We start from the raw sequence: 11580 nt of genomic DNA on the forward strand, positions 1-11580 counted from the left end.
CAGGGGAGTAAGAGAAGCACGGCCAGAGTATGTTTCACATATCGGTAAAGCCGTGATCGATCCCCGCGCAGCTCGTCCTGTTCTTTCTTCTCGGCCTTGCTGCGCACGTCCGCGTCGCGCATCTCGGGAATGAGGTTCAGGGCAGGGGTCAGGAAGAGTCCAAGCTTCTTGCGCTTACAGCGCGCGCCATTTGCGCCAAGCCTGCGTTCGATCAGACCAATCCTTTCCAGCTCACGTTCGTGATTGTGGATTGTCCGATCTGTCACGCCTCGCCCGGCAATGAGGGTTTCCTGGCGCGCGTAGCAAAAGGGTTCCTGAGACGGGTCTCGAAAAGCACATGGCGTAATCATATCGATGATGATCTCTAAGGTGCGAATACACTGGGCTGATGCGCCTCTGATCTGCGCATATCCCACGCAGAGCTGACGTAACCTGTCACGGTTCCAGCCCTCAGGAAGGCCGTTGTGAAAGCGAATATTATCGTGGTGATGGGCGGATGCGATCTGCCGAAAGCTCATGGATTTGGCCTCATTTGGCAAAGGTCAGTGTTGATATCGCGGCTTCGCGGGGCAGGGTGTTCGGAATGGTTCAACGGTCTCATGGTCTGCTTCTCATTGGGGAAGCAAGGCGGCTCGAACCTCAGCAAAAAGACACAGAAAAACCGTTCGCACAGATGCGTTTGTCCTTGTCAGTAATTTTGGAGTTTCCTATAAATCAGGTGATCAAACGTGACTTAAGAAGATCCCCGCTGAGGCCCCGCCTTGCGGGGGTTTTTGTTTCTGGGATTAAGTTTTTCCTCCGGGCCAATCGGCCTGGTTTAAAAATGCAGCTGGCGATTTTTGGTGGCATAGCCAGGAGCAACGCGTTGTACCGCAGGTCAGCACCTCAATATCGGATGAGTTCGTAGTCGCTGAACCCGAATGTGTCGGTCCACTCGACGCCAACGCCGCGGAAGTAGCTGGGAGGTTCACAGCGATTGCCCAGTGGCAGCCAGTAAGGGATTGGGGCAGGAGCGCGCTCGGACCAGCGAAAATTCGTATTATCGTCGTAGGTGCCAACCACAAGATCAAGCGAACGCTCGCAATCTCCCTCCCTTGAACGACGGCGATAGCTGTAGTGGCGCACATCCCAAACCCTGATGGATCTCACAACGTCGAAATCGGAAGAAGAAAGATCGACGCTGATCGGGGTGGCTTGGAAACCGTCACCGTATTGGCCGTGATGTGCATCGATCCTTCCTATCGAGATCGCTGCGTCTACCAGTATTGGCTTAGCGGTGTCATCCGATGGAAGCTCTGGAACTGGGCTAGCACTGGTGCGCTTGATGGCTTCCAACCGTTCCATAGGACCCAAGTCCGAGGGGCTGTGTGACGTATTCATCGGACAGCGCCAGAGTTGAAGCGGCGGTTCGACCGGGTAGGGTGTGATGCGCCGAATGAACTCCGCCTTGGCTGCGACGCAATCAGCCGAACTTGGCCAACCCCCGGCGAGGCAAAGGAATATGGCACAGTCAATTGGATAGGCACGAGCCTGCGTGGCTGGCAGTGCAGCGAGTGCAACTGCAAGGGCCTTCGCGCGAGTTCGATTTCCGGATTTTGAGTGTTTCAAGATGGTCTCTCCTGCTTGCGAATCGCCTAAGCAATATCCGGCCAATATATTTCTGACAATCCAATATCGTATATTGGCGGGTTTTCTTATATTGACGTAGATTGTGTTTTAGTCCACAACTTTTGGATGTAGAAGACGGCCCATAGGGGGTCGTCATGGCGGACAACAAGAGACAATACACTGTGGTAACCATCGAGATGGTCCGGGGCCTGAAAGAGGATCAGGTTCCCTTTACATGCCGCTACGAATTTATCGGACTCGCTTCCCTTGGACGACCTAAGTACCACTGCATTTACAGCTCGCCGAACTATGTCGGGGCCTTGTGCAAGTCGAAGATCTCTCGAGCGGGCGCTGAGCCCAGAGAGTTCGATCTTTGGCCGGGCCTCTTCAAGCATCATCAGGAATTTGGTGATGGGCGCATTCTCTGCGTCAAATCAGACTATACGATCGAGTCGATTACCCCAGAGGGTCTCGAAGCAGCTCAGGCCCTGGACGCGAAATCCAAAACCTGATCGGTCACGTTCGAGAACCCGGCTCATCAAAATGCTGGGGCAGGGCGCATGAAACGGCTCTTGTTTCTCAGCGCTGCACTCGCGTCCTTGTTCATTGCTGCAGTTTGGATTGAACCAGCTAGGAAAACAAAGACTCTCGGCGCATCCGAGGTGATTGCCGTTGACGGTGACACGATCGACCATGGTGACGACCGATACCGGCTTATTGGGTTTGATACGCCTGAGACATTCCGGGCTCAGTGCGATGCTGAGAGAGCTTTGGGTCTACGAGCCAAGGACCGGCTGACGGAGCTCATCAACTTCGCGGGCGTAATTGAACTTGAGATTGAGCTGCACTTTGACGTCCACGATCGCTTCTTGGCGCTTGGGCGCGTGTCTGGACAGAACGTCGGGGCCATCCTGATTTCTGAAGGTCTGGCGCGCCCGTACTCGGGTGGCAAGCGCCAGTCCTGGTGCGGCTGAAAGAAAGGATAAAACAACGATTTATGACAGCAGAGAGAAACGACTAAGCAATAAGCAGTCCTGCCGATTGCGCCAACAATCGACAGGACAAGAAACGCCCTTAATCCATCCGGGCATTCCTCCAACATCAAGAGAGAACTGTACTATGGTAAAAACAGTAGTCCGAGATGCCGGTCCTAGATTGGGCAGCACCGCGACAGAGTCAATGGGTGCAAACCTAGACAACGCGTCTGCACCTCCGATCCCTTAGCGCTGTCTGACGATTGAGGCGCGCGGGACATCCGAACGTTCCAGCCAAAACATCTGACTAAGAGATCCGAACCAGACATTGGTCTTTTGCGGCGCCACTGAAGGTTCAGTGCTGTGTCCCAGCACCCGATTCCCCACCGCTCAGATGACCTGAAGTCGACCCCATAATAGTAATTATGTAAAAACTACTGACCTAATTTGGAGGACAAATTAGTGACCAGCTCCATCAAAAGCTTCACCGATAACAGATGTCGGATCAACGCCGTTTGGCCGTTGTTGGCGTTCTTGACGGCGACTTTCGGAACGGATGTCTGTGCCCAGGTCATTGAATACGAACCTGATGGAAGCGTGTATCTAAACGGCATTCGCGCAGAAATCGTTGATGGCGTCGTTCGTCCAATCCGGATGCGTGAATACACGCTTAATGAAAAGCCGGAAGCACCAACCCCCAAACCGCAGGCAAAGATCGAGATTGCGGGCAAAGCACCGCGGCCTCGCAGATCCTCGGGCGGCTGGTCGCAAGAGCGGATCGTCAAAGAAATCCATGCAGCGGCAAAACGGCACGACATTCCGGCCGAGTTGTTCATGGCACTGGTCTGGCAGGAAAGCCGGTATCGCGCTGATGCTCTGTCGCCCAAGGGTGCCTATGGCTTCGCACAGCTCATGCCCGGAACGGCGAAAGACCTGGGCGTGAACCCAAAGAACCCTGCAGAAAATCTCGACGGTGGTGCCCGCTATTTGGCGGCGCAGTACCGCGAGTTCGGAACCTGGAAGCTGGCGCTTGCCGCCTACAACGCCGGGCCTCACCGCGTCGTCGAATACGGCGGCGTCCCCCCCTTCACCGAAACCCGCAACTACGTGCGGATCATCCTAAGCAAAGTGAGTAAAGACCTATGAAAAGAACCCACTTCTACCAGCAGATGGCGTTTTTCGCGATCACTGCGTTCATCATCACCGCAGCGCCCGCCTCCGCTGGCTGGCTGCAAGATGCCATTGGCGATTTCATCAACGAAACACTGGCCGACTCGAAGGTCGTTGGCGTCAGCCTTGCCGCTGTCGGCTTCATCTGGGGCTGTCTCGCCTATGTGTTCGGCTGGGGTTCGTTGAAAGGCCCGGTAATCGCTATCGTCGTCGGCGCTGTTATCGGCCTCGCTGATACATTCATCGGAGGCTGATTGATGCCGCGCCGCAATACGGTCTTTCGCGGCCTGAGCCGCCCCGCAGAATGGGGCGGCCTACCCGTGATCTATCTGCTGGTGATCCTCGGGATGACCATGCTTTCGTTCTTCATGTTCGGGATAGCGCCAGCAATCATTGCGGGTTTTGTTTTCTACACCGGGCTTCGCCTCTTTTACGAATGGGAACCGGCTTTCTTCCGCGTCCTGTCCGTAACCCTTTCCAAAACTCCGCGCACCAAAAACCGCCAGCATCATGGGGGAGATTACTATAGTGCCTAAGCCTGCTGCACAGGATTTGTGGACCCTTGCCCCCTCATTGATCGAGCCGATCTGGCGCAAGGATGAAATGAGCCTCTTTCAGATGTTGCCTTATGGCTATGTCGTGGACGATGAGGTTATTTCCACACGCAACGGTGGCCTTATCGCCGCTGCAGAAATCACCGGAATCAATGCAAACACGCTGGACGAAAACGAGTTCGAGTTCCTGGCCGAACGGTTTGAGCGTGTGTTGCGCACAACACCCAATGAGGTGGCATTCTACGTTCATCGACTGACCGTCCCGGCTGAGACGGGTCATGTCATCACAGATCCAACCGGCTTTGCCGGTGCAGTGGCACAGGCCATGCGCTCAGCTTCCGTCGATGCAGAGCTGAAAGAACGCAAGATCATCATCAGCGCCATTCTGCAAAAGCGGCAGGATGAGCGGGCAAAACAGATGTTCGGCATGTCGTCTGGAACGATAGACGAGGAACGCCGCGAAATGATCGAACAGCTCGACGGTGTTTTCACAACACTGGCGGGCACGCTGGGCGAAAGCCGGGTGCGCCGGCTGAAGCTCAGCGAGGGGCGTTGGCTCGGCTATTATGGAATGCTGTTGAACGGTCGGTATCAGCCGATCATTCACACGAACATTGCAGAACCCATCGCCTTCAACATGCCGCAAGAGGATGTGCTGTTTCAGGGCAAGACCGGCAAACTGGTCACGGGCGACGATCAGGAACGCTCCATCCGTGTCTATTCCCTGAAGAATTACCCGATGGCTTCGTTCCCCGGCATTTTCGACGGGCTGGACCTGCCGGTTGATGTTGTGATTTCGCAATCCTTCCTGCCGATCAGCCGCGCCCAGGCGCAGGAAATGGAACGCCGCAAGTCGGGACAAATGCGCTCGGCAGGCGACAAAGCGAAGTCGCTTGAAGAAGATTTGTCCATTCTGGCGGACGGCATTGCCTCCGGCACCATGTCACTCGGCAAGCACCACCTGTCGATCTGTGTGTTTGGGAACGAGGAAGATCTGAAAACCGCCGAAAAACACATCATCGGTGAAATCCAGATTTCGGGCGGCACGGTCAAACGCGAAGCGATGTCGGCGCGGTCGGTGTACTTCGCGCAGCACCCCGGCAACTTCGCATTCCGTCCTCGTGAAGAACTGATCACGGACCAGAACTTTGCGGACATGGTTGCGTTCCACATGCGCCCTAAAGGGTTGGATGCGGAAAAGCTGCCCTGGCCGGGGCCATTGGCGACTTTGCCGACAACGCACGGGGACAGCTACGATGTTTCGCTGCACCTTCCCAAGACCAGCAAAGACGCTGAAAACCTGCCCTCCGGCCACACAATCGTTCTGGGGCCGAACGGATCGGGTAAAACTGTGACCGCGATGCTGCTGGCGACAACGGCGGTTGCACAGGGCGCGCGGATCATCGCTTTTGACAAAGACCGGGCGATGGAGGCCCCCATGCGTGCGCTCGGCGCACAGTACACCCGCGTCCGAGTTGGTGAACCAACCGGCATGAACCCGTTTCAGACCGAGACGGATGAGGCTGGGCAAAGCTGGCTCGCCAATTGGGTCATTGCCCTGTTGAGCTATGACGAACCACTGACCACCGATCAAAAGGATGAAATCACGCGGGCTTGCCAAGCGAATGCCACTTTGCCGCCTGCGCTTCAGAACTTCGATTCATTGGTGGAACGGTTCAGAGCCTTTGACGATGACAAGAACCTGTACAAGCGTGCAAGTGAATGGGCTGGCGAAGGCCGCTTGTCCTGGATGTTTGGCGAGGGTGGCTCAGATCCGTTTGCTGCTGGCGCCCGTCATCTTGTTTTCGACATTTCCGAGGTTCTGGATGACGAGTTGGTGCGGCTGGCATGGATCAGCTACGTCATGCGCCAGATCGAACGCCGCTGCGCCACCAAGATACCCACTGTCTTTGTGATTGATGAAGCATGGGTAATTGCTGGCAACCCTTATGGCGCTGGCATTCTCATAAATGCCTACACCACGTATCGGAAGCTGAACGTCATGATGATGATGATGACGCAGATCCCCGATCACCTCCTGTCGTCGGCGGCAAGTAAGTCGATCCTGGAAAACACCAGCACGCAGCTCTTGTTCCCCTCTCGATCCGGCAATGAAGCAGACTACCGGGCAATCGGCTTGAACGATTCAGAGCTGGCCGCGCTGAGGGCGCATTTTGGCGACCGCGTAATGCTCATGAAAAAGGGTGATGAGAGTGTTTGGCTCGATGTCGATGTCGGCGCTCTCGGCCCGCTTCTCCGTGTTCTGAGCGGATCAGACGGAAAATCGTTCCCTGATCCTGACTGGCGAAAAAACCCCAACTTCTGGAAGGAAATCACATGAAAACCCGCCTTGTAATCGCCCTTGTAGTTCTGGCCGCTGTCTCAGCCTGCACCAGCACCTATTCGGGCTATCGCAGCAAATGCGCCTGCGACTTTGAGCGCATGACCCCCCCTGAAAACTTGGAGCTTGTCTGATGAATATTTCAAAGAAATTCCGCACAACCATTGCTGTTTCAGTTCTGGCCGCCCTGCCCGTCATGGCATCGGCCCAGGGTGTTCCGGTGGTGGACTCTGCATCCATCACGCAGGACGCCGCCAATTCGGCCAAAGAAATCGCTGAAATGGTCCGCCAGTACGAGCAATTGCTGGAACAGTACGAGAAACTGGAACAACAGCGGGCATTGCTCGAAAACTCCTTCAAAACCATCAGCGGTTTGACAGATCTGGATGAGTTCAACAGCCGCAGCTTTTTGAAACTGGCGACTGCTGCTGACACGCTCGGCTACGCACTGGATGCAGCGGAGGGCGGTATCTCCGGCCTGCCCGATGTCGCTGCGCAGGCAATGGAACGTCGATCAATCAACCTCGGCCTGAACGATGGCATCTTGTCCGACTTCAGCGGATCGGATGTGCAGGCTCGCCGCATCCTGTCTGAGCGTGGTGGTGCGGGCCTGATGGCGTCGGCGTTGGGTGAGAATGGCTATGACATGGCCGGTCAGCTCTCCGAAGATGCTGAAAAACTGCGCGGTGAAATCGGTCAGCAAGAAGATCTGAAGGATGCAATCGACTATAACACGGCGGTTCTCCTGAAACTCCTGCAAGTTGAAATTGAAATCTTGCGCGCAACCTCGGCTAATGCTCTGGCGTCGGGCACGGATCTGGCTGCAACCGCTGCTGATCTTTCGACACTCAGCAACTATGTACGAGGAACCTCACAATGAAACTCCGCTCAACTCTCATCCTGACCATTGCAGCCGCCGTCGTTATGTCGGGTGCTGCATCGGCACAGGTGAAGCTGCGCCCGTCACCCAAGGTCGATATGCCGTTCGATGAATATCGTAAGTGCCTTGGGTACTCGGGCGCGAGTGAGTACGGTCGTCAATTCGTCAAAGACGATCAAGCGCGCATGGCCGAAGCGGGCCAATCCGCAGACAAGCAGCCTCTTGTGACCAACTGGTCGGTGGTGATCCTGAATGAACAGGTCATAGCAGCGCACGAGGCCACCATCGAGCAATGTAATCTGCGCAAGTCTGGCGAGACCTACAGCACCGAATGTCCGCTGGGTGGTTTGAGCCGTGAGGACGCGGCCCAAAAGGTCGGAGCTGACCAAGACGAGTTTTGGACCCAACCGTCCGACAATCTTGCCGCGCTTAAAAAAGAGCAACGGACCCGTCTGGAAGCTCTGCGCCCTGCAATTGAGGAGGCTTGTGGGCCGTGATCCAAGATTTCGTCAGCTCGATTGAGGCTGCGCTTAATAACTTCTCGCAGCAAGCATACAACAGCCTGGCGGCGGATCTTGCATCCGCCCTCTGGGCAATAGCCGCGCTGATCTTCGTGGCAATGCTGATCAACGGTGTGCTTCAAATCCGGGAAATCGGGTTTGGTGGCTATGTCGGCTGGATCATTCGGGCGACGATCATCATTGGTATGGCTTCCAGCTGGAGCTTCTTTCAGCCCATTTATCAGGGCATTTCGAGCCTCCCAGACACGATTGCCGGAGAATTGACCGGCACAACAAATGTCTGGGAAGCACTCGATGACATTGCGCTTCAGTGTTTCTTGATGGGCCAGCAGGCCATTGAAAACGCGACCTGGGGCCTGAGCATCACCGGGGCTATTCTCTGGGTTGTTGGGGCTGTCATCGTAGCTTTTGGCACCGGCATGGCGCTGATCGCAAAAGGCGGTCTGGCGGTCCTGCTGGGACTAGCGCCTGTTTTCATCGCAACGCTGCTCAGCTCAGCAACAGCCAATATCTTCGCAGCCTGGGCGAAAACGACTGTTGGCCTGATCATGGTCATCGTCGTTCTGACAGGTATTGTTTCTCTTATTCAGGCCCTTTTCAGCTCAGAACTGACCGCTGTTGAGGATGTGAACAATATGGAGGCCAGTGGCCGGTTTTTGGCGATCTGCATTGTGTCAATCGTGATGCTCACGCAGATCCCATCGCTCGCGGGCGGAATGTCGGGTGCAATCGTTTCGGCATCCTCGGGTCTTGCCGTGGCAACTGGTGCCGTCGCTGCCGCAAGAAGTGCATTGGGCACTGCAAGCGACGGCGCAAGGGGTGCAGTAGCCGGTGGGAAAACCGCCGCCGCGATGGCCTCCGCAGCCCGCGATGGGACAGGTGTTCGTGACAGCGCCTCGCGCGCGATGCAAGCGCGTCGGGACATTGCACACAGAGCCCGCAATCAGGATGGGGCGGCTCGACAGAGCTACGCCGCTGACCGTTACCGGCAGAGCATTCGACAAGCTCGCGTCAATAAATCTTCCTAAATCGAGGTATTGAGCTGATGTCACACGTGACAGATCACGAAAAAGAACTCTTTCTGGGTGCACGCCGCGATGCCTTCAAATGGCAGGTATTCGGCATGGTCGGCATGGCAATGGGCGTGGCCTCTATGATTGGTTGGGCGATGCTCCTTCCCTTGAAGGAAATCCGCGCGGTGCCATTCTCCATTGATCCGGACACGAAACTGCCGGTCCTGCTGACTGAAAAAGTCGAAGAACTGGAACCTTCTGAGGCGATGGCCTTCCGTGAAGTCGCAAATTATGTGCGCGACCGGGAAACCTATGATGTCCAGGACAACAACGAGCGCCTGAAATCGGTGCTGCGTCGTTCTGATGAGCTGGCCGAAACGTCCTACCGCGAACTGTGGGACGGGTCGAACGACAACCATCCGGACGAAATCTATACGCCCAAGACAAAGGTGCAGACCGAAATTCTGGGCGTGTCGCCGGTCAACGATGCGACGGTGCAGGTCGAGATCCGCAAGTCCCTGATCGTTCCAAACCAAGCAACGGCCTCAGCCCGCTACGTGGTCACAGTGACCTATGGGTTTGAGGAAAAAATCGTGACGTCGATGGACGAACTTTTGGAAAATCCATTCGGCTTCGTCGTCACCAACTATCGCGTAGACGCAATGGGAGACATCTGATGCAGCGTTCTTTCAAAACACTCACCGCCACCGCCGCAGCAGTTTTGGCATTCTCTACGCCTCTGCTCGCTGAAATCACACCGACACCGGACGGAAAGAACGCGGATCACCGCATCACGCATTTCCATTACGTCGAGAACCAGGTGTACCGCATCCCTGTGGGTGAACGCCTGATTACCTATGTTCACTTTCCGCAGGGCGAAACCGTCCGCAGCATTGGTGCGGGCGACACTGAAAGTTTTCAGATCACTCGCCTTCAGGAAGGTCGCGTTATTGCGTTCAAGCCGGAAATCCTGAACTCGGATTCAAACCTGACTGTCCTGACCAATCGCGGCACATACAACTTCTATCTGGTTCCGGCCGAGAGCGCCGCCGAACGCAAACGTGTTCCGTTCCGGGTCACGTTCTACAACAAAAACAACAGCGGCGGGACTACAACGCGCCGTGGCACGGTAGCGCGCAGCGAACCGAAACCAACAGGCCGCTTCGTCAACCAAAACTACTCGCGCTCGGGCAAAGCTGACTTCGCGCCTACTGCCGTGTGGGACGATGGCGTTCACACCTATATGCAGATCCCGCAGGATGCGGAGTTGCCGGGGATCTTCCGTGTCCTGCCTGATGGCCGCGAGCTGATGGTGAACACCACAGTCAAAGAGCGCGGCATTATCCAGGTGCAAGGCCTTTCAGATCTTTGGACACTGCGCATCGAGGACACTTCGATCTGTGTACGAAACGATGGCGACGCGTTTCAGCAGGCAAGTGTGAGCGGTCGGCCCGTCACTTCACAGACAGTTAAACCGGGGGGCAGCAAGTAATGAACCGCGATCAGACAATTGCGGCACGGGCGGCGGCTGAACAGCCGTCGCAACGTGTCCGGAAGAAGTTCGACCCAAAGAAGCTGATAACTGTTGCAATCGCAGGGGCGGTGTTCCTGGGCTTTGTATGGTTTGTCATGGGCGACGAAAACAAAAGCACCAACACGGGTGTCCGCGTTGACGCTTTGCAACAAGGCGGTGGCGAGCGATACGGGCTTTTGACCGCACGGGGACCAGAGGTCGATGAGCCGGAACAAGAGGCTTTGCCCGAGGAAATTGCGGTGGCAACACCGGTAGCAGTGCCGCAGGTCGATTCCGAAGGGCTGAAACAAGCCCTGAAAACAATCGAGCAACAGAATGGCCGGATTTCCGATCTGCAAGACGAGCTGACGGACGCCAAAGTTTCGCTGTCAGAAAAAGACGGTGAAATCGCAACGCTGAACCTGACCAATGAACGCCTTCAGGTCAGATATGATGAGCGCGAGAAAAAGTTTCAGACTGAGCTTGCCCAGGCGGTTGCTGATGCAGAGGCCCGGGCGCTCGCCAGTATGAGCCACTTGCAGACTACGGGTCTGACTGATGATGAGCGGCGCAGGCTTGAAGAACTCAAGCGGATGCGCGAGCGCCAGAACCAGTCAGACGGCATCGTGTTCGATGAAAACCCATACGGCAGAAACTAATGGAGCTGACGATGAACAGAACAGCACTCACCCTCGCCCTGGTTGCTTTGGCGTCAAGCGCGATGGCACAGGAAGCACCCGGTCAAAACTACCAGCCGATCAATGGTGGATCGCAGCCGGTCATTTTCCAACCCTTCCCTGCTGCGCCGCAGCCGGTTCAAGTCCAGCCAGACGACACCCGCTTACCTGAAGAACAGCGCGGCTATCAGGAAAACCCGAATACGACATGGCAAAACAATCTGGTCGAAGAATATCCACCCATCGTCGGGGCCTCGATCATTGACGATCCGTCGCGCACCTTAACGCAAGGCACGGTCTTGCCGGCGCTATCCGGTGGGGCGGTCAGC

General features: G+C 55.9%; 16 protein-coding genes. 14 read left to right on the forward strand and 2 right to left on the reverse strand.

What is annotated here, in order from left to right; all coding sequences use genetic code 11:
* Positions 1–518: helix-turn-helix domain-containing protein (locus ACR0J8_RS23210; RefSeq protein WP_480892603.1), on the reverse strand; the 518-nt coding region annotated here is incomplete at its 3' end.
* A 367-nt stretch (positions 519–885) separates the two neighbouring features.
* The gene (locus ACR0J8_RS23215) at positions 886–1380 is read right to left on the reverse strand and encodes a hypothetical protein (protein WP_170417962.1); all 495 of its coding nucleotides are present in this window, start codon (positions 1378–1380) and stop codon (positions 886–888) included.
* A gap of 383 nt (positions 1381–1763) precedes the next feature.
* Between ACR0J8_RS23215 and ACR0J8_RS23220 the strand changes: the two genes are divergently transcribed.
* The 14 genes from ACR0J8_RS23220 to ACR0J8_RS23285 all read left to right on the forward strand — a co-directional run.
* A complete protein-coding gene (locus ACR0J8_RS23220; RefSeq protein WP_142638830.1) occupies positions 1764–2120 on the forward strand; it encodes a hypothetical protein in 357 nt (118 codons plus the stop codon).
* A 48-nt stretch (positions 2121–2168) separates the two neighbouring features.
* Positions 2169–2582 (forward strand): thermonuclease family protein, encoded by a 414-nt coding sequence (locus ACR0J8_RS23225; protein ID WP_170417964.1) that lies wholly within the window; start codon positions 2169–2171, stop codon positions 2580–2582.
* A gap of 462 nt (positions 2583–3044) precedes the next feature.
* Complete coding sequence (locus tag ACR0J8_RS23230) at positions 3045–3728, forward strand: lytic transglycosylase domain-containing protein (RefSeq protein ID WP_331252774.1); 684 nt, start codon at positions 3045–3047, stop codon at positions 3726–3728.
* A complete protein-coding gene (locus ACR0J8_RS23235; protein WP_152460685.1) occupies positions 3725–4006 on the forward strand; it encodes an HAD family hydrolase in 282 nt (93 codons plus the stop codon). The genes ACR0J8_RS23230 and ACR0J8_RS23235 overlap by 4 nt, the downstream gene beginning before the upstream one ends.
* A gap of 3 nt (positions 4007–4009) precedes the next feature.
* Positions 4010–4288, forward strand: a complete 279-nt coding sequence (locus ACR0J8_RS23240) for a VirB3 family type IV secretion system protein (protein WP_152460684.1) — start codon at positions 4010–4012, stop codon at positions 4286–4288.
* Entirely contained in the window at positions 4281–6647 is a 2367-nt protein-coding gene (locus ACR0J8_RS23245) for a VirB4 family type IV secretion/conjugal transfer ATPase (protein ID WP_480892606.1), read from the forward strand. Before ACR0J8_RS23240 ends, ACR0J8_RS23245 begins: the two co-directional genes overlap by 8 nt.
* Positions 6644–6781, forward strand: a complete 138-nt coding sequence (locus ACR0J8_RS23250; protein WP_170417970.1) for a hypothetical protein — start codon at positions 6644–6646, stop codon at positions 6779–6781. The genes ACR0J8_RS23245 and ACR0J8_RS23250 overlap by 4 nt, the downstream gene beginning before the upstream one ends.
* On the forward strand, positions 6781–7527 hold the full coding sequence (locus tag ACR0J8_RS23255; RefSeq protein WP_170417973.1) for a type IV secretion system protein: 747 nt from the start codon (positions 6781–6783) through the stop codon (positions 7525–7527). Before ACR0J8_RS23250 ends, ACR0J8_RS23255 begins: the two co-directional genes overlap by 1 nt.
* Complete coding sequence (locus ACR0J8_RS23260) at positions 7524–8024, forward strand: hypothetical protein (protein ID WP_170417977.1); 501 nt, start codon at positions 7524–7526, stop codon at positions 8022–8024. Before ACR0J8_RS23255 ends, ACR0J8_RS23260 begins: the two co-directional genes overlap by 4 nt.
* Complete coding sequence (locus ACR0J8_RS23265) at positions 8021–9076, forward strand: TrbL/VirB6 family protein (RefSeq protein ID WP_170417979.1); 1056 nt, start codon at positions 8021–8023, stop codon at positions 9074–9076. Before ACR0J8_RS23260 ends, ACR0J8_RS23265 begins: the two co-directional genes overlap by 4 nt.
* A gap of 17 nt (positions 9077–9093) precedes the next feature.
* Entirely contained in the window at positions 9094–9738 is a 645-nt protein-coding gene (locus ACR0J8_RS23270; RefSeq protein ID WP_170417982.1) for a VirB8 family type IV secretion system protein, read from the forward strand.
* Positions 9738–10553, forward strand: a complete 816-nt coding sequence (locus ACR0J8_RS23275; protein ID WP_170417985.1) for a TrbG/VirB9 family P-type conjugative transfer protein — start codon at positions 9738–9740, stop codon at positions 10551–10553. The genes ACR0J8_RS23270 and ACR0J8_RS23275 overlap by 1 nt, the downstream gene beginning before the upstream one ends.
* Complete coding sequence (locus ACR0J8_RS23280) at positions 10553–11233, forward strand: hypothetical protein (protein WP_170417989.1); 681 nt, start codon at positions 10553–10555, stop codon at positions 11231–11233. Before ACR0J8_RS23275 ends, ACR0J8_RS23280 begins: the two co-directional genes overlap by 1 nt.
* A partial coding sequence (locus tag ACR0J8_RS23285; RefSeq protein WP_480892608.1) for a hypothetical protein occupies positions 11233–11580 on the forward strand: 348 nt, incomplete at its 3' end. The genes ACR0J8_RS23280 and ACR0J8_RS23285, both read left to right, overlap by 1 nt.

Source organism: Ruegeria sp. N11 (assembly GCF_056531525.1).

Coding starts and splice junctions, on each gene's coding strand:
- ACR0J8_RS23280 (WP_170417989.1), top strand. CDS start 10,553: ATGAACCGCGATCAGACAATTGCGGCACGGGCGGCGGCTGAACAGCCG.
- ACR0J8_RS23220 (WP_142638830.1), top strand. CDS start 1,764: ATGGCGGACAACAAGAGACAATACACTGTGGTAACCATCGAGATGGTC.
- ACR0J8_RS23270 (WP_170417982.1), top strand. CDS start 9,094: ATGTCACACGTGACAGATCACGAAAAAGAACTCTTTCTGGGTGCACGC.
- ACR0J8_RS23250 (WP_170417970.1), top strand. CDS start 6,644: ATGAAAACCCGCCTTGTAATCGCCCTTGTAGTTCTGGCCGCTGTCTCA.
- ACR0J8_RS23225 (WP_170417964.1), top strand. CDS start 2,169: ATGAAACGGCTCTTGTTTCTCAGCGCTGCACTCGCGTCCTTGTTCATT.
- ACR0J8_RS23240 (WP_152460684.1), top strand. CDS start 4,010: ATGCCGCGCCGCAATACGGTCTTTCGCGGCCTGAGCCGCCCCGCAGAA.
- ACR0J8_RS23275 (WP_170417985.1), top strand. CDS start 9,738: ATGCAGCGTTCTTTCAAAACACTCACCGCCACCGCCGCAGCAGTTTTG.
- ACR0J8_RS23260 (WP_170417977.1), top strand. CDS start 7,524: ATGAAACTCCGCTCAACTCTCATCCTGACCATTGCAGCCGCCGTCGTT.
- ACR0J8_RS23215 (WP_170417962.1), bottom strand. CDS start 1,380: ATGAATACGTCACACAGCCCCTCGGACTTGGGTCCTATGGAACGGTTG.
- ACR0J8_RS23235 (WP_152460685.1), top strand. CDS start 3,725: ATGAAAAGAACCCACTTCTACCAGCAGATGGCGTTTTTCGCGATCACT.
- ACR0J8_RS23255 (WP_170417973.1), top strand. CDS start 6,781: ATGAATATTTCAAAGAAATTCCGCACAACCATTGCTGTTTCAGTTCTG.